We start from the raw sequence: 24,375 nt of genomic DNA, 5'->3' as shown, positions 1-24,375 counted from the left end.
GTTCAGCTCACGCTGCCTATCAATTTCTCAAGCAGGTGCGCGAGCGTTTCCCGTTCCGCAGGCGTCAGGCCCGCGAGGATCTCGTGCTCATTGGCGGCGTGGGCGGTCAGGGCCTCGTCGATCAAGGCGAGACCCTTCTCGGTAAGCTGCACGACGATGCCGCGCCGGTCGTTGGGGTGCGGGCCGCGCAGGATCAATCCGGCCTTTTCCAATCGGTCGAGCCGGTTGGTCATGGCGCCTGAGGTTACCATGGTCGCTTCGTAGAGATCTGTCGGCGTCAGCGCGTAAGGTGAGCCTGAGCGGCGCAGCGTTGCCAGCACGTCGAACTCGCCGGCTTGCAATCCGAATTGCGCAAACAGCGGAGCCAGGCGATCACGCGCGATCAACGACGAGGCTTCGTTCAATCGCCCAAGCACGCCCATCGGCGAGACATCAAGGTCCGGCCGCTCCCGTTTCCACTGCTCGATCGCCTTCGCCGCGCGATCCATCTGTCTCACCGTTAAATATCTTGACGTTAAGAATCTTTGCGTTATCTTATCTTAAGGTACAGCACCGGCCAAGCGCCGCAAGTGCCAAATTTTACGATTGAGTGACGGGACCATCCGATGGAATTTCTCTGGGATTCGGCGCTCAGCCTGCTGGTCGTCACCGGCGGCCTGCTCGGCCTGACACTGCCCTTCGGCAAGCTCGCCACGGCAGCCGGCGTGCCGGCCATGGTCTGGGCTTTCGTCATTTCGCTCGGCGCCGGCGGCGTGCTTTTGTGCGTGCTTTTGCTGCGCGGGCAGCGTATCCGGCTCACCGCGCACAAACTGCGCTATTTCTTCGTCACGGCCGCCGTGTCCTATGCCGTCCCCAATCTCTTGATGTTCTCGGCCATCCCGCATCTGGGCGCCGGCTATACCGGCATCATGTTCACGCTGTCGCCTGTCGTCACGCTGGTGTTCTCGATCCTGCTGCGCGTCCGGCGCCCCAACATGCTGGGCATCATCGGCATAGCCGTCGGTTTCGTCGGCGCCGTGATGGTGGCGGCGACGCGCGGCGAGGCCGGCCAGCCGGCCGATCTGTTCTGGGTGGTGTTGGGGCTGCTGATCCCGGTCAGCCTTGCCGCCGGCAACATCTACCGCACCGTCGACTGGCCGGAAGGCACCGGCCCGATCGAGCTTGCCGTCGGCAGCCATCTGGCGTCGGCGACGCTGCTGCTCGCCGGCATTCTCGCTCTGTTCGGCATCAAGGCCTTCGCGCCGCTCGGAGGCGTGCCGCTGGTCGTCATCGCGCAGGTAGCATCGGCGTCTGCGATGTTTGCCTTCTTCTTCCGGCTGCAGGCGGTCGGCGGCCCGGTCTATCTCAGCCAGATCGGCTATGTGGCGGCCGCGGTCGGCCTGTTTGCCGGCACGATCTTCCTTGGCGAGCACTATCAGTTGCTGACCTGGGCCGGCGCCGCCATCATCACCGCCGGCGTCTTCATCACCACGAAGGCGCAGAGCCAGGTCGTCGCGGAGCCGCAGCCTGCGTAAACGTCGTCAGAGTTTTCCGCCGCCGTCGGCGTCGCCGCCGGGCTCCGGCCTTGGGTTCCGGCGGCGGTGCGTGGCGGCGGCCCGCGCCGCCTGTTCGTAGATGCCGGTCATCAGTTCGAGCGTGCGCGCGACATCTTCAAGCTTGTCGGCCATTTCGGGAATGCGCGTCACCGCATCGATGAGCAGGACGGAGCGGATGTCGGCATAGCGCTCGGTCACGCGTTGCCCGAGCGGCGTCACTTCGTAGGTGACGCCGGCCCTGCCGCTGCCGGTGCGGGTGATCAAACCGCCCTTCAGCAGTTTGCGCAGGCTGTACTGGATGTTGGGGATGTCGTCGCGGTTGGTCATCTGGGCAAGATCGCGCACGCTTTTCGGGCGGTCGTTCATGCGGATGATGTGCAGCAGCGCGTTCTCGGGTCCGCTGGCGGAAAATTCGATGACCGTGGCTAGGCATTCAGCCTGCCAATGGCCGAACGCCTCGTAGGAGCGCATCAGCGCGTACTCGACTTCGGTGACGTCGATCTCCAGCGGCGTGCGCGCCAGATGCCAGCCGCGATCCAGCAGTTCGGCCTGTGTTTCCAAAGATTTGCGCCGTTCGTTCATCTGCCTGTCCCCTGCCATCACCATGCGCTGATCCCGGTGATTGCGTCCACATGAATTTATGATAGACTTTCTATTATAAATTATAATCAAAAAATGAGGAGAACACCGCCGATGAGCATGCTCGACAAGACCGCGCCTCACGCGCAACCCTTCTTTCTCGGCACTTTCGCGTCCAATTGTTCCGGCGGCATGACCGTCACCAAGGTTCCCGAGCGCTGGGCCAGTTCCTGGGACAACAATCTGCGGCTGGCGCATCTGCTCGACGAGGCCGGCATCGACTTCATGCTGCCGATCGCGCGCTGGATCGGTTATGGCGGCGAGACGAATTTCCACGGCAATGTGCTGGAGACGATCACCTGGGCGGCCGGGCTCCTGGCGCTGACCCGCAACATCACGGTCTTCGCCACCACCCACACGGCGGCCAACCATCCGGTGGTCGTCGCCAAGCAGCTGGCGACCATCGACCAGATCAGCCGCGGGCGCATCGGCCTCAACATCGTCGCCGGCTGGAACAAGCCGGAATATGAGGCGCTAGGGCTGACACTGCCCGATGACCATGTCACGCGCTACGGCTATGCCCAGGAATGGTTCGATATTGTCCAGGCGCTGTGGGAGCGCACGGAAGCCTTCGACTGGGACGGCACCTGGTTCAAGCTCAAGAATGTGCTTGGCGACCCGCGTCCGTCGTCTCGGCTGCCGATCCTCAATGCCGCCGGGTCGGAGGAGGGCCGCAAATTCGCGGTCCGCAACGCCGATTTCCTGTTCACGCCGGCAATCGACCTGGCGCGCTCCAAGGATGAGATCATTGCGCTGAAGGAGCAGGCGAGGGCCGCCGGCAGCAATGTCGACGTGCTGACCTTTGCCCATGTCGTCTGCCGGCCGACCGAAAAGGAAGCCAAGGACTATCTCGAACATTTCGGCCGCGCCAACGCCGACTGGGCGGCGGTCGACAATCTGGTTCGGCTGCAGTTCGCCCATGCGCAGTCGTTCCCGCATGATCTTCTGGCGCTCATTCGCGACCGCATGGCGGCGGGCCATGGCGGCTTCCCGCTCACCGGCACGCCCGAGCAGGTCGCCGACGGGATCACCGCCTTGCACGCGGCAGGCTTTCGCGGCTCGACACTGTCCTTCGTCGATTATGTCGAGGAATTCCCCTATTTCCGCGACACCGTGCTCCCCATTCTCGAAGAGAGAGGCATCCGCATCGCACCGACCGCGATGCAGTCGGCGGCTTAGCAAAAAAGCGAAGAGGCAATGTCCATGACAGAAGCTTCGGTCAGCGTCGCCGACTTCCGCGCCGCCATGCGGCTCATCGTCGGCAATGTCAGCGTCATCACCGCCGGTGTCGGCGACGACCGGTCCGGCCTTGTCGTCATTTCGGTGGTCTCGCTGTCGGCCGAACCGCCAAAGGTGATCGCTTGCGTCAACCGATCGTCATCGACCTGGCCGGTTATCGAGCGCTACCGGCATTTCGGCGTCAATTCGCTGGGGCCCCGGCATCAAGCCGTGGCGGAGCGTTTCTCCGGCTTTGGCGGCATCAAGGGCAAGGACCGCTATGAGGGCGCCGAATGGGTGACGCTGAAGACCGGAGCCGCGCTGCTTTCGGACGCGGTGGCCACCTTCGACTGCAGCCTCGACGAGATGATCGACCGCGGCACGCACTCCATCGTCATCGGTTCGGTCGAGGCAGTGCGCACCCGCGATGCCGGCCAGGCGCTGATCTACTGGCGCGGAGGCTATCGGCCACTCGACGCCTGAGGTGTGGTGATATTCAGGTGATGCCGGCCTGCAAATGGCGGCTTCCTGCGCTTCCGGCCTCGCCGGCCGAAGCACTCGTGAATGGCGCGGCAGCTAAGGCTACGGCCCGCGCAGGCCGGTGCTCGCGTAGCCAAAAATGCGCTCCGCTCCGGTTCTCGGAAGCCACCATTTTCGACTCGGCCTGACCTCAATCCCGACACACCTTGGAGGAAATTCCAGGAAAAGTGCGCCGGATCAGACGGATCCCTTCTCCGCCAGCACCATGTAGTTGACGTCCATGTCCTTCGACCGCGCCCAGCGGTCGGCAAGCGGATTGTAGGTGACGCCGGTGCGGTCGATGACCGTCAGGCTGGCGCCGTCGAGCGCCTTCTCCAGTTCTTCCGGGCGCACCAGCTTGCCGAACTGGTGAGTGCCGCGCGGCAGCCAGCGCAGCACATATTCAGCACCGATGATGGCGAGCCCCAGCGCCTTCAGCGTGCGGTTGATGGTGGCCACGAACATGATGCCGCCGGGGCGGACCATCTGGCCGCATTTGGCGACGAACAGATCGATGTCAGCGACGTGCTCGACCACTTCCATGTTGAGGATGACGTCGAATGTTTCGCCGGCGTCGGCAAGATCCTCGGCAGTTGTGGCTCGGTAGTCGACGATCACATTGCCCTCGGCTGCGTGCAGTTTCGCCACTTCGATGTTTGTCTCGGAGGCGTCCGCTCCCACGACCTCGGCGCCAAGACGCGCCATCGGCTCGCACAAAAGACCGCCGCCGCAGCCGATATCGAGGATGCGCAGCCCCTCGAACGGCCGCGCGGCACGCGGGTCACGGCCGAAGCGCGTCGCTATCTGGTCGCGGATATAGGAAAGCCGGACCGGATTGAATTTGTGCAGCGGACGAAACTTGCCGTTCGGGTTCCACCATTCGGCGGCAAGGGCGGAAAAGCGTTCCACTTCTCCGGCATCGATCGTCGATCGTCGGGCTTCTGGCATTGGTTGGTCTCCTCGAACGCTAGGAAGTCGGGCGTGTAGGCGGGAAAGTCAAGGCAACAATTTTCCTCTGCCGACAGGGCGGAGCATCCTGTCAGGGCATGTCAGTTGTCGACCGCGGCGGTGAAACACAATTGGCCGGCTGGCGAATGAGGGGCATCGTTTGGATTCGAAGGAGTGCACGATGAAGGTCATGACGGCTTCGATCCTTTGGCGCAGGCTGGATGTGGAGGGCCACGACGCCTGCCTGCTGTCGCAAGCCGATGGCGGGCACAGCCTCCAGGGACAGGCCATCTTCGTCCAGGACGGCAAGCCATGCTGCCTTGCCTATGAGGTGATTTGCGACGCCGGCTGGTGCACGCGATCGGCGCGGGTCGATGGTTTTCTCGGCATGCGCGAGCTGCACTATGCCATTGAACGACGTGCCGACGGCGAGTGGATGCTGAACGGCGAGCCTCAGCGGGGCGTTGCCGGCCTTGTCGACGTCGACCTCGGCTTCACGCCGGCATCGAACCTGCCGGCGATACGCCGGTTCGACCTCGGCATCGGCGAGGCGACGCCCGCTCCAGCCGCCTATCTGAGCTTTCCAACGCTCGACATGGTGCTTCTCGAGCAAAGCTATCGGCGTCTCGACGAGACCCGCTACGCCTACAGCGCGCCCGTGTTCGGCTATGACGAGATCCTTGGTGTCTCGCCGCACGGCTTCGTCGCCGACTATCCCGGCCTGTGGACAAGCGTGACTGCCTCAGGCTGAAGGACGTTCTGGCGCGGCCTATTTTGCGTCCAGCACGTCGCGCAGCTTGGCTTCGAGTTGCTCGATGGTGAACGGCTTGGCCAGGAAGTGCACGTCATGGTCGAGCACGCCGTTATGGACGACGGCATTCCTGGTGAAACCGGTGGTGAAGATGACCTTCAGACCGGGTTGGCGTGCGACCGCTTCCTCGGCGAGCTTGCGGCCGTTCATCGCAGGCATGACGATATCCGTGAAAAGCACGGCGATGTCCGATGTCGCCGCCAGCTGCTGAAGGGCTTCCTGGCCACTTCCAACGTGGATGACCGTGTAGCCGAGTTCGCGCATGGCCTCTGTCGTGGCGGCCCGTACGCGGGCGTCGTCCTCGACGACGAGGATCGTTCCGGTGACCCTGGCGGCGCTCTTGCCGCGCCCGGCGGGTGCCGCCGGCTCCTCCGGTCCGAAAAACCGGGGCAGATAGATCCTGATCGTCGTGCCTTGGCCCGGTTCGGAGTAGATCTTGACGTGGCCGCCCGACTGCTTGACGAAGCCGAACACCTGGCTCAGCCCAAGTCCCGTGCCCTTGTTGACCGGCTTGGTCGTGAAGAAGGGTTCGAACGCCTTGGCGATGACCTCGGGTGACATGCCGGTGCCGGCGTCGGTTACCGCGATCATCACATATTGGCCTGGCGTGACTTCGGCATGCGTCGCGGCGTAGGCGTCGTCGAGGTGGCTGTTGGCGGTCTCGATGGTCAATTGGCCGTCATTGTCCATGGCGTCACGGGCATTGACGGCAAGGTTGAGGATGGCGTTCTCGATCTGGCTGGGGTCGGCGTAGGTTTTCCACAGGCCCGCCGCCAGCACGGTTTCGACGCGGATGCCTTCGCCGAGCGCGCGGTGCAGAAGGTCGGACATGCCGGTCAACAGCCGGTTGGTGTCGACCACCTGCGGCGCCAGCGGCTGCAGGCGCGAGAAGGCAAGCAGCCGGGAGGTCAAATTGGCGGCACGGTTGGCCGCATCCGTCGCGGCCTCGATGAATTTCTCGATGTCATTCTCGCCGCGCTTCAGCTTGCGCTGGGCAAGGTTCATCGCGCTGAGGATGACCGCCAGCATATTGTTGAAATCGTGGGCGATGCCGCCTGTCAGTTGGCCGACCGCCTCCATTTTCTGCATCTGGCGAATCTGGGATTCGGCCTTCTCGCGCGTGTCGATCTCGTTGCCGAGCTCGATGTTCTTGCGCATCAGCTCTTCCTGGGCGGTGGCGACCTCGCGGAATCGGCGGCGGGATTGGCGGATGGTATAGGCGCCGAGCAGGAAGATCGCGACGAGGGCCGCAAGCGAACCGACACGCAGCCAGGCCTCGGCCTGGTCCGTGTGTTCATCGCGCGCGGCGATGTCGGCGGCGCCGATGCGCCGGATCGTGTCTATGCTGGCGCGGATATCGTCCATGGCGGCCTTGCCCTGGCCGCCGCGGACGAGTTCCAGCGCCTTTGACGCATCGCCCTTGTCGTAGAGGGCGATGGTCTCGGACATTTCAGCCAGCTTTTGCGCCAGCGCATCCTTGATGTGGCTGATCTGCGGGGCGAGCTGATCATTGGACGATGTCATGGCATCGATGTGGGCAAGTTGGCCCGGAATTGCGTCGACAGCCTTCTGGTACGGTTCGAGATAGGATTTCTCGCCGGTCAGCAGATAGCCGCGCTGGCCTGCCTCGGCTTCCTGCGCCAACGAAAGCAGCCCTGAAAGCTGTTGCTGGTATTCGATTGTCTCGCGCGCGGCGGCACGATTGGCCCTTTGTCCCTCGACGAGCAGCGCGCGGGTGCCGACGATCAGCGTCAGCACAGCAAAGCCGGCGACAAGCGGCAGCGATTGCAACCGCATGGCGCGCCGAAGACGAGCAATCATCTGTTATGCCGAGCCAAAAGGAAATCCCCCGCGGGCAGCATTTGGTACGCGGCGCTGGCCTGGATGGCAATATGCCGTCTTCTTGAAGCCGGCATTCCGCCGCCAGCCTTGCGAAACCCAAAGCATTTGGCTAAGGAGGCCGCGCATTCAGCGGCCGGCGCCAGCCGGGCGCTTTCCTTCGTTTTCGGCTCCTGGCCGGCTTCAGTCAAAGGCATTTCGCTTCCATGGCGCGTATCGTGATGAAATTCGGCGGAACCTCCGTCGCCGACATCGCCCGCATCCGCAATGTGGCGCGTCACGTCAAACGCGAGGTCGATGCCGGCCATGAGGTGGCGGTGGTGGTTTCGGCGATGGCCGGCAAGACCAACGAGCTGGTCGGCTGGACGCGCGAGGCCTCGCCGATGCACGACGCACGCGAATATGACGCGGTCGTCGCTTCCGGCGAACAGGTCACCGCCGGCCTGCTGGCCATCACCTTGCAGAACATGGGCGTACATGCCCGCTCCTGGCAGGGCTGGCAGATCCCGATCAAGACCGACAACGCGCATGGCGCGGCGCGCATCCTCGACATTGACGGCGCCTTCCTGATCAAGCGCTTCGGCGAGGGCCAGGTGGCCGTCATCGCCGGCTTCCAGGGCATCGGGCCGGACAACCGCATCGCGACCCTCGGCCGCGGCGGTTCCGACACCAGCGCGGTCGCCATCGCCGCGGCGGTCAAGGCCGACCGCTGCGACATCTACACCGACGTCGACGGGGTCTACACCACCGATCCGCGCATCGAGCCCAAGGCGCGGCGGCTGGCCAAGATCTCCTTCGAGGAAATGCTTGAAATGGCCTCGCTCGGCGCCAAGGTTCTGCAGGTGCGTTCGGTCGAGCTTGCCATGGTGCACAGGGTGCGTACCTTCGTGCGGTCGTCCTTCGACGATCCCGACGCGCCCGGAATGGGGGATTTGCTCAATCCTCCGGGAACGCTCATTTGCGACGAGGAAGAGATCGTGGAACAGCAGGTCGTCACCGGAATTGCCTACGCCAAGGACGAGGCCCAGATTTCGCTGCGCCGCGTCGGCGACCGCCCTGGCGTCGCCGCCGGCATTTTCGGGCCGCTGGCCGAGGCCAACATCAATGTCGACATGATCGTCCAGAACATCTCCGAGGACGGCAAGTTCACCGACATGACCTTCACCGTGCCTTCGGGTGACGTCGACAAGGCGCTGGCCGTGCTCGACGGGCTGAAGGCCGAGGTCGGCTACGATGTCGTGCAGTCGGAAGCCGGCATGTCGAAGGTTTCGGTCATCGGCATCGGCATGAGGAGCCATGCCGGTGTCGCCGCCACCGCTTTCAAGGCGCTGGCCGAGAAGGCGATCAATATCCGCGCCATCACCACCTCCGAGATCAAGATTTCGATACTGATCGACGGTCCATACACCGAACTTGCGGTTCGCACTTTGCATTCCGTCTACGGTCTGGATAAGCAGTAGCAAGACTGAATCAGTTGTTGCGCGCATGCCGGCAGCGGCGGAAACTGCGCCGGCAAGTGTTTCATTGGAGAAGAAGCCGCGATGCGTGACCAGGCCAGCGGCCCGCGCGTTTTGCTGAAACGGCTCCGCGAGCTCATGCAAGAGCCGCTGGAGCCGCAGGAGCGGCTTGACCGGATCGTGCGCGACATCGCTTCCAACATGGTCGCGGAAGTGTGCTCGCTCTATGTGCTGCGCGCCGATTCGGTGCTTGAGCTCTACGCCACCGAGGGTCTGAACCCGAACGCCGTCCACCTGGCGCAGCTGCGGCTCGGGCAAGGCCTGGTCGGCACCATCGCGGCCAGCGCGCGGCCGCTCAATCTGTCCAATGCGCAGGAACATCCGGCTTTCGCCTATCTGCCGGAGACCGGGGAAGAGATCTACAATTCCTTCCTCGGCGTGCCGGTGCTCAGGGCCGGGCGCACGCTGGGCGTCCTGGTCGTGCAGAACAAGACCATGCGCCATTATCGCGACGACGAGGTCGAGGCGCTGGAAACCACCGCCATGGTCATCGCCGAGATGATCGCCACCGGCGATCTGGCGCGGCTGACCCGGCCTGGGCTGGAACTCGACCTGCGCCGGCCCGTCAGTTTCACCGGCCTGTCCTTCAACGACGGCGTCGGGCTAGGCCATGTCGTGCTGCATGAGCCGCGCATCGTCGTTACCAATCTGTTCAATGAGGACAGCGAGGAAGAGGTCCGGCGGCTGGAGAGCTCGCTCGGTTCGCTGCGGCTCTCCATCGACGACATGCTGGAGCGCCGCGACGTCGCCTTCGAGGGCGAGCATCGCCAGGTGCTGGAAGCCTACCGCATGTTCGCCAACGACCGCGGCTGGGTGCGGCGCCTGGAGGAGGCAATCCGCAACGGCCTGACGGCCGAGGCGGCCGTGGAAAAGGTGCAGAGCGACATGCGCGCCCGCATGCTGCACATGACCGACCCCTATCTGCGCGAGCGGATGAGCGATTTCGACGACCTCGCCAACCGGCTCTTGCGCCAGCTGATGGGCCGCGGGCCGGAAGATGTCGCGGCCTCGCTGCCAAAGGACGCCATCATCGTCGCCCGCTCGATGGGCGCGGCAGAGCTGCTGGACTACCCCAGGGAGAAAATGCGCGGGCTGGTGCTCGAGGATGGTGCCGCCACCAGCCACGTCGTCATCGTCGCGCGCGCCATGGGCATTCCGGTCGCCGGCCAGATGAAGGGCGCCGTTTCCATGGCGGAAAACGGCGACGCCATCATCGTCGACGGCGAGGAAGGCACGATTCATCTGCGGCCGCAGTCCGATCTCGAAGCGGCCTATGCCGAAAAGGTGCGGTTCCGCGCCCGACGGCAAGAGGTCTATCGCGAACTGCGCAAGAAGCCGTCGACGACCAGGGACGGCGTGCAAGTCGATCTCCTGATGAATGCCGGGCTTGCCGTCGACCTGCCGCAACTGGCCGAATCGGGCGCTGCCGGCATCGGCCTGTTCCGCACCGAACTGCAGTTCATGGTCGCCTCGACGTTTCCGCGCGCCGAGGCGCAGGAGAAGCTCTATCGCGACGTGCTGGAGGCCGCGCGCGGCAAACCTGTCACCTTCCGCACCATCGACATCGGCGGCGACAAGGTGCTGCCCTATTTCAAGGGCGCCATCCAAGAGGAAAACCCGGCGCTCGGCTGGCGGGCGATCCGGCTGACGCTCGACCGGCCCGGGTTGCTGCGCACCCAGATCCGCGCCCTGCTGAAGGCCAGCGGCGGGCGCGAGCTCAAGCTGATGCTGCCGATGGTGACCGAGCTTGGCGAGATCGCCCAGGCGCGCGAAATCATCGACCGCGAGGTGCGGCATCTCTCGCGTTTCGCCCATCATCTGCCGACCAGCCTCAAGCTGGGCGCGATGCTGGAAGTGCCGTCGCTTCTGTTCCAGCTCGACGAATTGATGAAGGCGGTCGATTTCGTCTCGGTCGGCTCGAACGATCTGTTCCAGTTCGTCATGGCGGTCGACCGCGGCAACACGCAACTGGCCAACCGCTTCGACACGTTGTCGGCGCCGTTCCTGCGCGTGCTCAAGCAGATCGCCGACGCCGGCATCCGCAACCACACGCCGGTGACGCTGTGCGGTGAACTGGCCGGCAAGCCGATCTCGGCGATGGCGCTGATCGGTCTTGGCTTCCGCTCGATCTCGATGTCGCCGGCCTCGATCGGACCGGTCAAGGCGATGCTGACGGAACTGCCGCTGGATGAGTTGACGGCGTTCTTCGACGACAATCTGATGGCGCCGGCACAGGGGTTGCCGATGCGGGCGCTGCTGCAGGCCTTCGCCGACGACCGCTCGATTCCGTTGTAGCGTCTCCCTCATGGTCAATTTGCCCCGCGATCGTATGGATCAAGTCGTCAAGCGTTTCGAGATGCTCGAAGCGCAGATGTCGGCCGGCCCGGCGCCGGATGCCTATGTGAAGATGGCATCGGAATATGCCGAGTTGCAGGACATGGTGGCCAAGGTCAGGGAATTGCGCTCGGCCGAGCATGAGCAGGCCGACCTCGAGGCAATGCTTGCCGACAAGGGCACCGACGCCGAGATGCGGGCGCTCGCCGAGGCGGATCTGCCCGGCGTGGAGGAGCGTATCGAAACGCTGCAGAAGGATATCCAGATCCTGCTCCTGCCCAAGGATGCCGCCGACGACAAGAACGCCATCCTCGAAATCCGTGCCGGCACCGGCGGTGACGAGGCGGCGCTCTTCGCCGGCGACCTGTTTCGCATGTATGAGCGCTATGCCGCCGAACGCGGCTGGCGGTTCGAAACCGTGTCGGCCAGCGACGGCGATGCCGGCGGGTTCAAGGAAATCATCGCCACCGTCTCGGGCAAGGGCGTGTTTGCCCATCTGAAATTCGAATCCGGCGTTCATCGCGTGCAACGTGTGCCGGCGACCGAGGCCAGTGGGCGCATTCACACCTCGGCGGCGACCGTGGCCGTTCTGCCGGAAGCGGAAGAGGTCGACATCGAAATCCGCGCCGAAGACATCCGCATCGACACGATGCGTGCCTCGGGCTCCGGCGGGCAGCACGTCAACACCACCGATTCGGCGGTGCGCATTACCCATTTGCCGACCGGCATCATGGTGGTGCAGGCGGAGAAGTCGCAGCACCAGAACCGGGCGAAGGCCATGCAGATCCTGCGCGCCCGGCTCTATGACCTGGAGCGCGGCAAGGCAGATGAGGAACGCTCTGAATCGCGCAAATCGCAGGTCGGCTCCGGCGACCGTTCGGAGCGCATCCGCACCTACAATTTCCCGCAAGGCCGCGTCACCGACCATCGCATCAACCTGACGCTCTACAAGCTCGACCGGGTGATGATGGGCGAGCTCGACGAGATCATCGACGCGCTGATCGCCGATCACCAGTCGAAGCTGCTGGCCGATATCGGCCTTGATGGCTGACCCTCTGCCCGAGGCGCTGGGGCCGCTGCTGCGGGCAGCGCGGGCCAGGCTTATGGCGGCCGGGGTCGGCGATCCGGCGCTCGATGCGCGGCTGATCGTCGAACATTTTTCCGGCACGACGCGCACGCAGGCCATTGCCGATCCTGAACGCATGATCGACAGCAACACCATCGCCGCGATCGATGCCGCCCTGAGACGCCGGGCGGGTGGCGAACCGGTGCACCGCATCCTCGGCTACCGCGAATTCTACGGTTTGCGCCTGTTGCTGTCGCCGGAAACGCTCGAGCCGAGGCCGGATACCGAAACGCTGGTCGAGGCGGTGCTGCCTTTCGTCAAGGCAATAGCCGCGCGGGAGGGGGCCTGCCGCATCCTTGATCTCGGCACCGGGACGGGAGCGATCGCGCTGGCGCTGCTGAGTGCCGTGCCGGCCGCCACCGCCACCGGTGTCGACATTTCCGCCGGTGCGCTGGCGACGGCGGCGCGCAATGCCGGGGAACTCGGACTCGAGGCCAGGTTCGCGACGGTGCAGTCGGACTGGTTCGAAAAAGTTTCCGGCCGATACCATGTAATTGCCGCAAACCCTCCCTATATACCGTCAGGAGACATTGGAAATCTGCAGGACGAGGTCCGCGATTTCGACCCACGCCAAGCCTTGGATGGCGGCGTGGATGGGCTGAACCCCTACAGGATCATTGCCGCCGAGGCGGCACGGTTTCTAGAAGCCGAAAGCAGGATTGCGGTCGAGATCGGCCATACGCAACGCAATGAGGTTACGGATATATTCAAGGCGGCTGGTTATGCATCGGCTGCTGCTTTGCGTGATCTCGGCGGAAACGACAGGGTTCTTGTCTTTCAATGGGGATAAGCCTTGACGCAGTGCGAAAAAACCGCTTGGCAATACCAGGGAATGCGGCTAGGGTCGCCTCAACCGGATGAGACGAAGCAGGCAGTGCTCTTAGCGATTCGGTCCTCCTTGGAAATAGCTGCCTTCTTGCGCAAACGACGCCCAAGCTTCGTGCGGGAATCGTCCGGCAAGTGATGTAACCGGAACAGGATGGCACGTGGCGCCAACGCAATTGATGCGGGCGAACGCCGGTGAAGAAACGAAACGGCTGGCTGCATGAGCGCCTCCGTTCGTAACGAGTTTTCGAAAATTTCAAGATGAAGAGAGTCGAATGAGGCCACAACAGCAGAACAGGCGCATGCGCGGTCGCAACAACAATGGCGGCGGCGGTGGCAACAACAATAACAACAACAACAACCGCAAGGGCCCGAATCCCCTGACGCGCAACTACGAGAGCAACGGCCCGGATGTGAAGATCCGTGGATCGGCTCAGCAGATCGCCGAGAAATACGCTACCCTGGCCCGTGACGCGCAAAGCTCCGGCGACCGGGTCATGGCGGAGAACTATCTCCAGCACGCCGAACACTACAATCGCATCATTGCCGCCGCGCAGGCGCAGATGCCGATCCAGAACGTCCAGCAGAACCGTGACGATTTCGACGATGACGGCGATGAAGATCGCGACGATTTCGACAATGCCGGCAACAATGGCGCCGGCAATGGCGGCAACACCGTCTCCGATCCGCAAATTCCTGTCATCAACCATGGCGCCGGTCCGCAGCCGGTGATCGAGGGCATGCCGGCCGAGGTCGCACTGAACCGTGACGGCCGCGACAATCGCGACAATGGTGGGCGCGACAATGGCGGGCGCGACAACAACGGGCGCAACAATGGTGGCCGCGACAACAATGGCGGGCGTCACCGCGATCGCCGCCCAAATGGCGGCTATGGCCAGCGTGATTACCCGTCACCGACCGAGCAAGGCGGCCAGCAGCGCAACGAAGCCCCGGCACAGGCGGAGGTGCAGCTAGAGCCTGGTTCACCGGCCGAGACCGTTGCCGTCGCCGAGCCGGCGCCGCTGTTCGAGAGTTTTTCGCCGGCGGCTCTTGCCGCCCAAGCCGAGCTCAACGAGGCGGCCGCCGAGAGCGGCGCTGCCCGTCGCCCGCGCCGTCCGCGCCGTCCGCGCGCCAGTGCCGACCAGGTCGATGGCGGCAGCGACAATGCGGATGCCGGCGAGGTGGCCGCGGCCCCGGCCGATAGCGGCAATGCCGAGCCGGCGATCGTCGACATCGACAACTGATCGAACGGCATTTCAAGACGTTGAACGGCGGGGAGAAATCTCCGCCGTTTTCGTTTCGGCTGACGTGGAATATTATGCATTGACCGACATCAAGGCGCCTTGAGACGGCATGGCCTATGCACCATATCTCGGCTGAACAGGATCCGGCTCGAATGGGCGGGTCCGTCACCGCAATCTGATCCGGTGCCGCAAAGCGGGCCGGTGATGGAAGGAGACAGATATGAACCTTGAGAAGTACTCCGAGCGCGTGCGCGGCTTCATCCAGTCCGCGCAGACCATGGCGCTCTCCCGCAATCACCAGCAATTCACCCCCGAACACATTCTGAAGGTGCTCGTCGACGATGACGAGGGCTTGGCCGCGTCGCTGATCGAACGCGCCGGCGGCAATGTCCGCGACGTCAAGCTCGGCGTCGAAACGGCGCTCGAGGCAATGCCGAAGGTGGAGGGCGGCAATGGCCAGCTCTATCTGGCGCAGCCGCTGGCCAAGGTGTTCTCGACGGCCGAAGAACTGGCCAAGAAGGCCGGCGACAGCTTCGTCACGGTCGAACGGCTGCTGCAGGCGCTCACCATGGAAAAGTCGGCCAAGACCGCCGACATACTGGCAAAGGCCGGCGTCACCGCGCAGGCGCTGAACCAGGTCATCAATGATGTCCGCAAGGGCCGCACCGCCGATTCGGCGAGTGCCGAGCAAGGCTATGACGCGCTGAAGAAGTACGCGCGCGACCTGACCGCCGACGCGCGCGCCGGCAAGCTCGACCCGGTCATTGGTCGTGACGACGAGATTCGCCGCACCATCCAGGTGCTGTCGCGCCGCACCAAGAACAATCCGGTGCTGATTGGCGAGCCGGGCGTCGGCAAGACAGCGATCGCCGAAGGCCTGGCGCTGCGCATCGTCAATGGCGACGTGCCGGAATCGCTGAAGGACAAGCAGCTGATGGCGCTCGACATGGGCGCACTCATCGCCGGTGCCAAATATCGCGGCGAGTTCGAGGAGCGGCTGAAGGCCGTGCTCTCCGAAGTCACGTCGGCCAATGGCAACATCATCCTGTTCATCGACGAGATGCACACGCTGGTCGGCGCCGGCAAGGCGGACGGCGCGATGGATGCGTCGAACCTGCTGAAGCCTGCGCTGGCGCGCGGTGAACTGCACTGCGTCGGCGCGACCACGCTCGATGAATACAGAAAACATGTCGAGAAGGATCCGGCACTTGCCCGCCGTTTCCAGCCGGTCTTTGTCGATGAGCCGACGGTGGAGGACACCGTCTCGATCCTGCGCGGCCTGAAGGAAAAATACGAGCAGCACCACAAGGTGCGTATCTCGGACTCGGCGCTGGTGGCGGCGGCGACGCTGTCCAACCGCTATATCGCCGACCGCTTCCTGCCGGACAAGGCGATCGACCTGGTCGACGAGGCCGCTTCGCGGCTGAGGATGCAGGTCGATTCCAAGCCCGAGGCGCTGGACGAGATCGACCGCCGCATCATGCAGCTCAAGATCGAGCGCGAGGCGCTGAAGGTCGAGACGGACGATGCCTCGAAGGACCGGCTCGCCCGCCTGGAGAAGGAACTTGTCGGCCTTGAGGAGGAATCGACCGAGATCACAACCAAGTGGCAGGCCGAGAAACAGAAACTCGGGCTTGCGGCCGACTTGAAGAAGCAGCTCGACGAGGCACGCAACGAGCTTGCCATTGCCCAGCGCAAGGGCGAGTTCCAGCGCGCCGGCGAGCTTGCCTATGGCAAGATCCCGGAACTCGAGAAGAAGCTGAAGGAAGCCGAAGCCCAGGACGGCAAGGCCGGCATGGTCGAGGAAGTGGTCACCCCGGACCACGTCGCCCATATCGTCTCGCGCTGGACCGGCATTCCAGTCGACAAGATGCTGCAAGGCGAGCGTGACAAGCTGCTGCGCATGGAAGACGAGATCGGCAAGCGGGTCGTCGGCCAGGGCGAGGCGGTGCAAGCCGTTTCCAAGGCGGTGCGGCGTGCCCGTGCCGGGCTGCAGGATCCGAACCGGCCGATCGGCTCGTTCATCTTCCTCGGGCCGACGGGCGTCGGCAAGACCGAACTGACCAAGGCGCTGGCAAGCTTCCTGTTCGACGACGACAGCGCCATGGTGCGCATCGACATGTCGGAGTTCATGGAAAAGCACTCGGTCGCCCGGCTGATCGGCGCGCCTCCCGGCTATGTCGGCTATGAGGAAGGCGGCGCGCTGACCGAAGCGGTGCGGCGCCGGCCCTATCAGGTCGTGCTGTTCGACGAGATCGAGAAGGCGCATCCCGATGTCTTCAACGTGCTCTTGCAGGTGCTCGATGACGGCCGGCTCACCGATGGGCAGGGCCGCACGGTCGATTTCCGCAACACGCTGATCATCATGACGTCGAACCTTGGCGCCGAATATCTGGTCAATCTCGGCGAGGACCAGGATGTCGATGCCGTGCGCGACGAGGTGATGGGCGTGGTCAGGGCATCGTTCCGGCCGGAATTCCTCAACCGCGTCGACGAGGTGATCCTGTTCCACCGGCTGCGCCGCAAGGACATGGACCGCATCGTCGAAATCCAGCTCAAGCGGCTGGAAAGCCTGCTCGTCGATCGCAAGATCACGCTGTCGCTGGATCACGAGGCGATTGAGTGGCTGGCGGCCAAGGGCTACGACCCGGCCTATGGCGCGCGGCCGCTGAAGCGGGTGATGCAGAAGGAACTGCAGGATCCGCTGGCGGAGAAGATCCTGCTCGGCGAGATTCTCGACGGTTCGACCGTCAAGGTCACCTCCGGTTCCGACCGGTTGAACTTCCGCTCGAAGCCGACGGTCGTCGCGACCGAAGCGGCGGCCTGATTTCAACGCCGCGCGTCCATCCTGGACGCGCGGTGTTTCATGTTGAGGGTGGAGGGCGGATGACGCTGGACGATTACAATGGCTTCTGCGCCTCACTGCCCGCGGTAAACCACGTCGTCCAGTGGGGTGGCGCCCATGTCTGGAAGGTCGGCACCAAGGTGTTTGCGATCGGCGGTTGGGATCAGGGCCAACAGCTCTTCGTCACCTTCAAATGTTCCGACATCGCCTATGACGTGCTGAGGGAGCAGCCGGGTTTGCGGCCCGCGCCCTACCTTGCCTCGCGCGGCATGAAGTGGATCCAGCGTCGGACAAGCCAGAGCATGGATGATGCTGCGCTGGAGGATTATTTGCGCGAGAGCCATCGCCTTGTCGCCCTGAAGCTGACCAAGCAGGCGCGCAAGGAATTGGGGCTCGCAACCTAGCGAGTATTCGTCGGTGCGCCGAAAAACCGCCATCTTCATGCCCGGTTCATATTGGAACCATAGGGTGGGGTAACTGGTTTGCTGGCGAAGGGGTTCGCCCAGTGTACAATGCCGGGCGGCGGCAATTAGGGACCGGAGAGTTGGCCACGATGTTCCGCACGATCTTTGCCCTTTCGGCGCTTGCCACCGGGCTTGTGTCTTTCGGTGCGCTTGCCGCGCCGGCGCAGGACAGTGCACCAAAGGTTGCCCGCGCCACCGATGATGGCGGCATTCTTGTGGCCCAGGACGGAAATCTGGACATCTATTACGACGCCCGCGGCAACCGCGTCATCGTCGATGCCGACACCGGCAAGGTCATCGCCATCCAGCCGCCGCAGACGCGGCTTGACCGGCGTGCACTGCGCCGCGAGACAAGGTTGCGCGAATTGGGCCGGGCTCCCACCGATGATGACCGCTACTATCTCGACGATCCACAAGACATGGCGCGCTTCCGCCGCAAGCAGTTGGAAGAGGAAGGCCGGGTCATCCCGCCGCCGGCGGACGAATACGACCCCTATGGCGACAATTCGGTCGAAGCCTATCCGCCGGCGCCGCAGGACGACGGCAATTACGACAACAGCTATCCCGATGCGCCAACGGCAAAGCCGGGCGTCATCAAGCGCCAGCCGCTAGACGAGGCCGCGATAGACCCTGCGCAGCCGGACGTAGAGCAGGTCAATCCGGATACGCAGGCTTCCCTGCCGCCGGATACTGGCGGCAAGGCCGCCGTCGATCCGTCGCTGTCGCTCGGCGTGCGCCAGGACGTGGCGGCGCTGCAGGTGCTGCTCGACCGCGGCGGCGCTTCGCCGGGCGTGATCGATGGGCGTTTCGGCTCGAATGTCGATAAGGCCCTGGCCGCCTATAACCAGATCACCGGCAGCAATCTGAAATCGACGGACACAGTCGGCATCCAGGCAGCGCTCGCGCAATCGGGCGGCGATGCTTTCGCCAGCTACACCATCACAGCGGAAGATGCGGCTGGCCCCTATGTCGCCTCGATCCCGGAAGATTACAGCCAGAAGGCGCAGCTCGACCGCATGGGCTACACCTCCGTCACCGAGGCGCTGGCCGAGCGCTTCCACATGGACGAGAACTATTTGAAGTCGATCAACAAGGGCCTCGACTTCAACCGTCCCGGCACGATCATCAAGGTCGCCAATTTCGGCAAGCTGGTCTCGACGCCGGTCGCGCGCATCGTCGCCGACAAGACCAGGAAGGAAGCGTACGCCTACGATGCGGGCGGCAAGCTGGTCGCTGCCTATCCCGCGACCATCGGTTCGTCCGACACGCCGTCGCCCACCGGCATCCACGCGGTGTCGCGCATCGCGCTCGACCCGAACTACACCTACAATCCGAACATCAACTTCAAGCAGGGCCAGAACGACAAGATCCTGACCATTCCGCCAGGCCCCAACGGCCCCGTCGGCTCGGTGTGGATCGCCCTGGACAAGCCGACCTACGGCATCCACGGAACGCCCGAGCCGTCGAAGATCGGCAAGACCGAAAGCCATGGCTGCGTGCGCCTGACCAACTGGGATGCGCGCGAACTCGCCAAGCTGGTGTCGCCAGGCGTCACCGTGGAGTTTGTCGGCGGACCTTCAGCCGATGACTTTGCGCAGCAATGAGCCGCGCGGCGCGGCGGCATAGATCAGCTGCACCACCAGGATGAAGCCGACGCTGAGCAACGGCGTGACCAGGCAGAGCAGCGCGCCGACCGCCCACAGGATCTGTGCCTTGACGATGCGCAGATAGACCGTGCGCTTCGTTTCGGCATCGACATCTTCTGCGACAAAGCCGTTCTTTTCCGCATAGCGCCAGCTGGCGAACAGCGTGACGCCGAGCATCAGTAGGTTGAGCCAGTAGACCAGCACCGCCGTCCTGAATTCGAGGAAGTCCGCCAGAAGGTCGGTCGAGAACGGCAAGAGCGCGATGAAGGCGAGAAAGCAGAGATTCAGCGTGGCAAGACGCCTGTCGGATTTGGCGATCAGCCCATGCTGAGCCTGCTGGCCGAACCAGAAGATGGTCAGCGTCAGGAAGCTCAAGGCATAAGTCAGGAAGCGCGGTGCCAATGAGGCGATGGCGACGAGCAGATCGTGCTCGGAATGCACGCTCTCATGCGCCGGCACCCTGATCTCGAGCACGATGAGCGTGAGCGCGATGGCAAAGACGCCGTCGGTGATGCCGACAATGCGGCCGCGTCCTTCCGCCGACGCTTCAAGTGGACGTTTCATTGATTGCCCCCCGGCTGCCGTTCTTCCGGAAAACTTAGCATGACTGCCGGCGTTTGCATCAGCACGGGACGCATCCTGGCCAATTGGCTGGTTTCAAGGACTGCAAGCTGCTGGCCGGTTGTTGCCGGCGCGCTTGGGGTCTAAGTGAGGTGGCATGCATTCGCCCAATGAAGCCGCCGCCGTCCCGCTGACCAGCCCGATCACGAACGGAACCTTTTGTCCGCAATCGCAGCGGCGATTCGTCTTGATCGCGGCGATCCTGGCCTCGGCGCTCGGCTTCATCGACGGCTCGATCCTGGCCATCGCCATGCCGGCGATCCGTGTCAACCTCGGCGCCAGCCTTGCCGAGGCGCAGTGGATCTCCAATGCCTATGCATTGACGCTTTCGGCGCTGATCCTTGCCGGCGGCGCCGCCGGCGACCGGTTCGGGCTGCGCCGTGCCTTCGTGGCCGGCATCGCGCTGTTCATCGTTGCCTCGCTCGCCTGCGCGCTGGCGCCGAATGCTGTCGTGCTGATCGGGTTTCGCGCTGTCCAGGGTATTGGTGCGGCGATCATGGTGCCGGGCAGCCTCGCCATCATCGCCAAGGCCTATCCAAAAAAGGAGCGCGGCCGTGCAATCGGCATCTGGGCCGCCGCCTCGGCGCTGACCACGGCCCTCGGGCCGGTGCTCGGCGGCCTGGTGCTGTCGGCTTTCGGCGCCGGCATCTGGCGGGCGATCTTCGCCGTCAACCTGCCGCTCGGGCTGATCTCGATCTACTTGCTGCTCGTCAAGATCCCGGCCGATGCGGCGACGGAAAAACGCAGCCTCGATCTCGGCGGGGGTGCGCTCGCGACATTGGCGTTCGGCGCACTCGCCTATGGGCTGACCTCGATGAGTTCGAGCGGCGAGGGCAATATGGCGGGGCCGAGCATTGCCGCCGGCGCGGTACTGCTTGTGGTCTTCATCCTGTTCGAACACCGGCGACGCGAGCCGATGATCGACCTCAGCCTGTTTCGCATCGGCGCTTTTGCCGGTGCCAATGTGGCGACCTTCTTCCTCTATTTCGCGCTGTCGGCCAATCTTTTCTATCTGCCGATGCTGCTGATCGCCGGCTGGGGACTGAGCACGGCGGAGGTCGGCTTCATCTTCCTGCCGCTGTCGGCATCGATCGCGCTTCTGTCGGGACCGGTCGGGCAGTTGTCGGACCGGATCGGACCGCGTTTTCCGATCGCCTGCGGCAGCCTGATCGTGGCTTTCGCCTTCGCCGGACTTGCCTTGCTCGCCCGTGCCGGCATCCACCATTTCTGGACCGGAATATTTCCGCTGATGGCGCTGATGGGCCTCGGCATGGCGCTGGTCGTCTCGCCACTGTCCACCGCGATCATGACGGCGGTGGAAGACAAGGATACGGGGGCTGCCTCCGGCATCAACAATGCCGTCTCGCGCGTTGGCGGCCTGATCGCGGTGGCGGCAATGGGCTCGCTTGCCACCGGGGTCTATTCAACGATGCTCGACACCAGGGTCAGGCCAGGCATTCCGGGGTTTGGCGAACCGGTATCGACAGGCCTGCCGCCCGAACTCGAAGCAACACGGCTTGCTGCCAGCGACATGGCCTTTTCAGCCATATCCTTGACGACCGCCGTGCTCTGCCTGCTTGCCGCGATCATCGCATGGATTACCGTTTCGGGTCAGACGCTGCCCTGGCCGCGCCACACCGATGAATCGTCAGCTGATTCGTCGCGAAACTGATTCGCCGATGCCGGGCTGGCCAGGGTTCAGAGCATTCCAGTGTGAGCGGTTTTTCCGGGCAAAGCGCGTAGCGCTTTCCCTCGGGAAACGGTGAATCGCTCTAGCCGTCGATCTTGGCGCTCGCGACCTTGAGCGAATTGCCTTCTTCCTGCTTCAGCAGGTCGTCGATGCGCTCGCGCTCGCGCTTGAAGGCGACGAGGTCGTCGCCCTTCAGCACCTTGCCGACCGGCAGCCGAACACGCATCGAGTCGACTTTGGTGCCGTTGACGATCAACTCGTAGTGGAGATGCGGACCGGTGGAAAGACCAGTCTGGCCGAGATAGCCAATGACTTGGCCCTGGCGAACCCGAACGCCCGGCTCGATGCCTTTTGCAAAGGCGCTCTGGTGGTTGTAGGAGGTTTCGTAGCCATTGGCATGGCGCAGGATGATCTGCTTGCCATAGCCGCCAGCCCAACCGGCCTTCTCGACGACGCCATTGCCGGCGGCGATGATCGGGGATCCGATCGGGGCGGCCCAGTCGGTGCCCGTGTGCATACGGACATACCCCAGGATAGGATGCTTGCGCGCGCCAAAGCCGGAGGTGAATCTTCCGTTGGGCAGCGGGTTGCGCAGCAGGAACTGCTCGGCGCTCGATCCATCCTCGTCGAAATAGTCGGTGCTGCCGTCTTGCATCTGGAAGCGATAGAAGTTGCGCGTCGTACCGCCGAAGTTCGCCGAGACATAGAGGAGCTCCGAATCGTCTGAGGTCTGGTCGTCCCCGTCCGGCTGCGAGAACAGCACTTCGAGGCGATCGGACGGATTGAGTCGTGACTGGAAGTCGACGCCAGATGCCAGCAGCTTGATCAGCCGCTGGGTCATTTTCTTTGACATGCCGTAGGAATAGGCGGTGCGGTAGATACCGTCATAGACAGTGGGCAGGTTGCCGCGCACCACCACCGGCGCCGACGAATCGTCAAATGCCGTCAACAATTCGGGATTGGGATCCGGCTCCTGCGCCGGCACATACTGGCCGCGGTCATCGAGCGCGATGGTAACGATATGGGTGGTCCTGTCGTAGACGCTGGTGCGCACGACCTTGGCGGCGTCGCCATGGACTTCGAGACCGACGCGCAGCACGGTTCCGGCTTTCAGCGTCGGCGCGTTCAACAGCTTGGCGATCGCTTCGGCCATGCCGGTGGCGTCGTCGCCCGTATAACCCGAATCGGCAAAGGCCTCGGTGAGGTCGGTGTCCTTGGTGAAGGGAATGATTTCCTCGGCGAAAGCCGGCGCCTGGTCGTCAGTGGCAGCACGCGGCGACACCGAGACGTTTTCCGGCACGATCTTGACGTCATAGGAGCCGGCCATGCTCTCGGCGAAGGCTTCGCCGAATCGCTGCGGATCGACATAGTGGAGTGAAGCGACCTGCACGGCGCCGTCGCTAAGGTCGGTGCCGGCGTCGCGCACCACCTTTTCCACCTCGTCGGCGGACAGATCGCTCTTCTCGTCGAAGGCCGCCGTCTCGATCGGGAAGTCGACGGTCTTCAGGCTCATCTCGCTTTCGACCTTGGCGCCATAGATCTGGCCGGAGGCGGCGGAGGCCGCCGCCGGTTGCGCCGGAGCGTCGTCACCGTCGTCGCCGAACACCTGCATCGGGTCGAAAGGCGGGTAGGGCCGGCTGGTGGTGTGGCCTGCGGCGAGCGCCATCTTGATCTGCACGAAAGGCATTGTGTGGATGACGTCGCGGTCGCCGACCTTGGTGACCATCGACACTTCCATGCGGCGGCGGTCCTTGGCCTTGGCGATCTGACGCGGTGCCACAAGCCTCGTTGTCTTGGCCACCTCGCCGGAATCGCCATTGCTGGAAAGGCCGATCAGTTCCGCGATTTCGGGTGGCGTCGCCAGTTGCTGGCGCCCGTCAAGGGCGGCGAACAGCGCCACGCCCATCAGCACGCTTGAGGTCACGCCCGTCAGGAATGTTCCCGACAGCCAGCGCGCAGAAACCTCGCGCCGATCGGGCGGGCCACTGCGGCCATCCGCGATAAGCGGCGGCTCATTGCCGAGTTCGGCTATGACATCTTCCGTATCTGGCATCCAGAAAGGCTGCTTCTTCCCCGGGCGGAACGGCTTGTCGCTTTTGTTGTGGCCATGACATTTGCCTGTCACGGCAGGTTAAGTCAACGAAGCCTCAGGCCCCGGTCGAATTCCCCCCAGGCACTTCTTCTATAGAGCGCTCTGCAAAGAGGGCGGCGTGCCTTCTCTATAAGGCTCATCGCGCGCTGGCTTGCGTTGCTCTTAAAGGAGGGCATTGCACGGCTGTGCCATGGCCTCTTTTGTTGGCCTTGGTGTCGAACGGCAATGCGGCGGCAATAGGGCTCCTTCGTGGCCGGCGCCCGTCTTGTCCGCTGTTCCCCTGGGGCAGCCGGCTATCGACAAAGCGGGCCCGAAATTTCTGTCGCAAAAAGTTCAAAAACTTTGGTGAAGTGTGTTGACAGTTTGGATTGGTGGCGACTATATACGCCTCACGAACGAGGGCGGTGCGCCGCTGGCGACGAAGAAGTTTGCTTCTAAGACTGCCCTCTGCGAAATTCAAGA

General features: G+C 63.8%; 19 protein-coding genes. 13 read left to right on the top strand and 6 right to left on the bottom strand.

What is annotated here, in order from left to right:
- Window positions 1-2: 2 nt before the first annotated feature.
- On the bottom strand, window positions 3-488 hold the full coding sequence (locus tag CK227_RS05830) for a MarR family transcriptional regulator (RefSeq protein WP_095772306.1): 486 nt from the start codon (window positions 486-488) through the stop codon (window positions 3-5).
- A gap of 117 nt (window positions 489-605) precedes the next feature.
- Between CK227_RS05830 and CK227_RS05825 the strand changes: the two genes are divergently transcribed.
- Window positions 606-1,514 carry a DMT family transporter gene (locus CK227_RS05825; RefSeq protein WP_095772307.1) on the top strand — a complete coding sequence of 303 codons (909 nt, stop codon included), beginning with the start codon at window positions 606-608 and terminating at the stop codon, window positions 1,512-1,514.
- A 6-nt stretch (window positions 1,515-1,520) separates the two neighbouring features.
- On the opposite strand, the gene CK227_RS05820 is transcribed toward CK227_RS05825, so the two are convergent.
- Window positions 1,521-2,117 (bottom strand): winged helix DNA-binding protein, encoded by a 597-nt coding sequence (locus CK227_RS05820; protein WP_179296397.1) that lies wholly within the window; start codon window positions 2,115-2,117, stop codon window positions 1,521-1,523.
- A gap of 111 nt (window positions 2,118-2,228) precedes the next feature.
- Between CK227_RS05820 and CK227_RS05815 the strand changes: the two genes are divergently transcribed.
- Both CK227_RS05815 and CK227_RS05810 read left to right on the top strand, forming a co-directional pair.
- The gene (locus CK227_RS05815) at window positions 2,229-3,353 is read left to right on the top strand and encodes an LLM class flavin-dependent oxidoreductase (protein ID WP_095772309.1); all 1,125 of its coding nucleotides are present in this window, start codon (window positions 2,229-2,231) and stop codon (window positions 3,351-3,353) included.
- A gap of 24 nt (window positions 3,354-3,377) precedes the next feature.
- Window positions 3,378-3,875: a flavin reductase family protein gene (locus CK227_RS05810; protein ID WP_095772378.1), complete on the top strand. Its 498-nt coding sequence runs from the start codon at window positions 3,378-3,380 to the stop codon at window positions 3,873-3,875.
- A 234-nt stretch (window positions 3,876-4,109) separates the two neighbouring features.
- On the opposite strand, the gene ubiG is transcribed toward CK227_RS05810, so the two are convergent.
- Window positions 4,110-4,859, bottom strand: a complete 750-nt coding sequence (gene ubiG / locus CK227_RS05805; protein WP_095772310.1) for a bifunctional 2-polyprenyl-6-hydroxyphenol methylase/3-demethylubiquinol 3-O-methyltransferase UbiG — start codon at window positions 4,857-4,859, stop codon at window positions 4,110-4,112.
- Window positions 4,860-5,040: 181 nt separating this feature from the next.
- Between ubiG and CK227_RS05800 the strand changes: the two genes are divergently transcribed.
- Window positions 5,041-5,610 (top strand): putative glycolipid-binding domain-containing protein, encoded by a 570-nt coding sequence (locus CK227_RS05800; protein WP_095772311.1) that lies wholly within the window; start codon window positions 5,041-5,043, stop codon window positions 5,608-5,610.
- An 18-nt stretch (window positions 5,611-5,628) separates the two neighbouring features.
- Here the strand turns inward: CK227_RS05800 and CK227_RS05795 are convergent, their stop codons facing one another.
- Window positions 5,629-7,467, bottom strand: coding sequence for a CHASE3 domain-containing protein (locus tag CK227_RS05795; RefSeq protein WP_095772312.1), 1,839 nt, complete (start codon window positions 7,465-7,467; stop codon window positions 5,629-5,631).
- A gap of 248 nt (window positions 7,468-7,715) precedes the next feature.
- Between CK227_RS05795 and CK227_RS05785 the strand changes: the two genes are divergently transcribed.
- From CK227_RS05785 to CK227_RS05750, 8 genes are all read left to right on the top strand, one after another.
- Complete coding sequence (locus tag CK227_RS05785) at window positions 7,716-8,969, top strand: aspartate kinase (RefSeq protein WP_095772313.1); 1,254 nt, start codon at window positions 7,716-7,718, stop codon at window positions 8,967-8,969.
- An 81-nt stretch (window positions 8,970-9,050) separates the two neighbouring features.
- On the top strand, window positions 9,051-11,321 hold the full coding sequence (gene ptsP / locus CK227_RS05780) for a phosphoenolpyruvate--protein phosphotransferase (RefSeq protein WP_019861345.1): 2,271 nt from the start codon (window positions 9,051-9,053) through the stop codon (window positions 11,319-11,321).
- Window positions 11,322-11,331: 10 nt separating this feature from the next.
- Window positions 11,332-12,411, top strand: a complete 1,080-nt coding sequence (prfA, locus tag CK227_RS05775; RefSeq protein ID WP_095772314.1) for a peptide chain release factor 1 — start codon at window positions 11,332-11,334, stop codon at window positions 12,409-12,411.
- Window positions 12,404-13,276 carry a peptide chain release factor N(5)-glutamine methyltransferase gene (gene prmC / locus CK227_RS05770; RefSeq protein WP_095772315.1) on the top strand — a complete coding sequence of 291 codons (873 nt, stop codon included), beginning with the start codon at window positions 12,404-12,406 and terminating at the stop codon, window positions 13,274-13,276. Before prfA ends, prmC begins: the two co-directional genes overlap by 8 nt.
- 310 nt (window positions 13,277-13,586) lie before the next feature.
- Window positions 13,587-14,555, top strand: a complete 969-nt coding sequence (locus tag CK227_RS05765) for a DUF4167 domain-containing protein (protein ID WP_095772316.1) — start codon at window positions 13,587-13,589, stop codon at window positions 14,553-14,555.
- A gap of 220 nt (window positions 14,556-14,775) precedes the next feature.
- The gene (gene clpB, locus CK227_RS05760) at window positions 14,776-17,382 is read left to right on the top strand and encodes an ATP-dependent chaperone ClpB (RefSeq protein WP_095772317.1); all 2,607 of its coding nucleotides are present in this window, start codon (window positions 14,776-14,778) and stop codon (window positions 17,380-17,382) included.
- Between the two features lie 59 nt (window positions 17,383-17,441).
- Complete coding sequence (locus CK227_RS05755) at window positions 17,442-17,804, top strand: MmcQ/YjbR family DNA-binding protein (RefSeq protein WP_095772318.1); 363 nt, start codon at window positions 17,442-17,444, stop codon at window positions 17,802-17,804.
- Between the two features lie 149 nt (window positions 17,805-17,953).
- On the top strand, window positions 17,954-19,468 hold the full coding sequence (locus CK227_RS05750; protein WP_095772319.1) for a L,D-transpeptidase family protein: 1,515 nt from the start codon (window positions 17,954-17,956) through the stop codon (window positions 19,466-19,468).
- Here CK227_RS05750 and CK227_RS05745 read toward each other — a convergent pair.
- Window positions 19,442-20,074, bottom strand: coding sequence for a TMEM175 family protein (locus CK227_RS05745; protein WP_095772320.1), 633 nt, complete (start codon window positions 20,072-20,074; stop codon window positions 19,442-19,444). The two genes, CK227_RS05750 and CK227_RS05745, sit on opposite strands and share 27 nt — an antisense overlap.
- Before the next feature lie 154 nt (window positions 20,075-20,228).
- On the opposite strand from CK227_RS05745, the gene CK227_RS05740 reads away from it, so the two are divergent.
- On the top strand, window positions 20,229-21,803 hold the full coding sequence (locus CK227_RS05740; RefSeq protein WP_095772321.1) for an MFS transporter: 1,575 nt from the start codon (window positions 20,229-20,231) through the stop codon (window positions 21,801-21,803).
- Window positions 21,804-21,903: 100 nt separating this feature from the next.
- Here the strand turns inward: CK227_RS05740 and CK227_RS05735 are convergent, their stop codons facing one another.
- On the bottom strand, window positions 21,904-23,874 hold the full coding sequence (locus tag CK227_RS05735; protein ID WP_179296398.1) for a M23 family metallopeptidase: 1,971 nt from the start codon (window positions 23,872-23,874) through the stop codon (window positions 21,904-21,906).
- Window positions 23,875-24,375 lie beyond the last annotated feature (501 nt).

The sequence above is a fragment of the Mesorhizobium sp. WSM4308 genome (assembly GCF_002294905.1).
Classification (GTDB): domain Bacteria; phylum Pseudomonadota; class Alphaproteobacteria; order Rhizobiales; family Rhizobiaceae; genus Mesorhizobium.
This window is presented reverse-complemented; position numbering and strand designations above follow the sequence as displayed.

What these genes read in the sequence shown, in the direction of transcription:
- CK227_RS05830 (WP_095772306.1), bottom strand. Translation starts at nt 488, where the DNA reads ATGGATCGCGCGGCGAAGGCGATCGAGCAGTGGAAACGGGAGCGGCCG.
- CK227_RS05825 (WP_095772307.1), top strand. Translation starts at nt 606, where the DNA reads ATGGAATTTCTCTGGGATTCGGCGCTCAGCCTGCTGGTCGTCACCGGC.
- CK227_RS05820 (WP_179296397.1), bottom strand. Translation starts at nt 2,117, where the DNA reads ATGAACGAACGGCGCAAATCTTTGGAAACACAGGCCGAACTGCTGGAT.
- CK227_RS05815 (WP_095772309.1), top strand. Translation starts at nt 2,229, where the DNA reads ATGAGCATGCTCGACAAGACCGCGCCTCACGCGCAACCCTTCTTTCTC.
- CK227_RS05810 (WP_095772378.1), top strand. Translation starts at nt 3,378, where the DNA reads ATGACAGAAGCTTCGGTCAGCGTCGCCGACTTCCGCGCCGCCATGCGG.
- ubiG (WP_095772310.1), bottom strand. Translation starts at nt 4,859, where the DNA reads ATGCCAGAAGCCCGACGATCGACGATCGATGCCGGAGAAGTGGAACGC.
- CK227_RS05800 (WP_095772311.1), top strand. Translation starts at nt 5,041, where the DNA reads ATGAAGGTCATGACGGCTTCGATCCTTTGGCGCAGGCTGGATGTGGAG.
- CK227_RS05795 (WP_095772312.1), bottom strand. Translation starts at nt 7,467, where the DNA reads ATGCGGTTGCAATCGCTGCCGCTTGTCGCCGGCTTTGCTGTGCTGACG.
- CK227_RS05785 (WP_095772313.1), top strand. Translation starts at nt 7,716, where the DNA reads ATGGCGCGTATCGTGATGAAATTCGGCGGAACCTCCGTCGCCGACATC.
- ptsP (WP_019861345.1), top strand. Translation starts at nt 9,051, where the DNA reads ATGCGTGACCAGGCCAGCGGCCCGCGCGTTTTGCTGAAACGGCTCCGC.
- prfA (WP_095772314.1), top strand. Translation starts at nt 11,332, where the DNA reads ATGGTCAATTTGCCCCGCGATCGTATGGATCAAGTCGTCAAGCGTTTC.
- prmC (WP_095772315.1), top strand. Translation starts at nt 12,404, where the DNA reads ATGGCTGACCCTCTGCCCGAGGCGCTGGGGCCGCTGCTGCGGGCAGCG.
- CK227_RS05765 (WP_095772316.1), top strand. Translation starts at nt 13,587, where the DNA reads ATGAGGCCACAACAGCAGAACAGGCGCATGCGCGGTCGCAACAACAAT.
- clpB (WP_095772317.1), top strand. Translation starts at nt 14,776, where the DNA reads ATGAACCTTGAGAAGTACTCCGAGCGCGTGCGCGGCTTCATCCAGTCC.
- CK227_RS05755 (WP_095772318.1), top strand. Translation starts at nt 17,442, where the DNA reads ATGACGCTGGACGATTACAATGGCTTCTGCGCCTCACTGCCCGCGGTA.
- CK227_RS05750 (WP_095772319.1), top strand. Translation starts at nt 17,954, where the DNA reads ATGTTCCGCACGATCTTTGCCCTTTCGGCGCTTGCCACCGGGCTTGTG.
- CK227_RS05745 (WP_095772320.1), bottom strand. Translation starts at nt 20,074, where the DNA reads ATGAAACGTCCACTTGAAGCGTCGGCGGAAGGACGCGGCCGCATTGTC.
- CK227_RS05740 (WP_095772321.1), top strand. Translation starts at nt 20,229, where the DNA reads ATGCATTCGCCCAATGAAGCCGCCGCCGTCCCGCTGACCAGCCCGATC.
- CK227_RS05735 (WP_179296398.1), bottom strand. Translation starts at nt 23,874, where the DNA reads ATGCCAGATACGGAAGATGTCATAGCCGAACTCGGCAATGAGCCGCCG.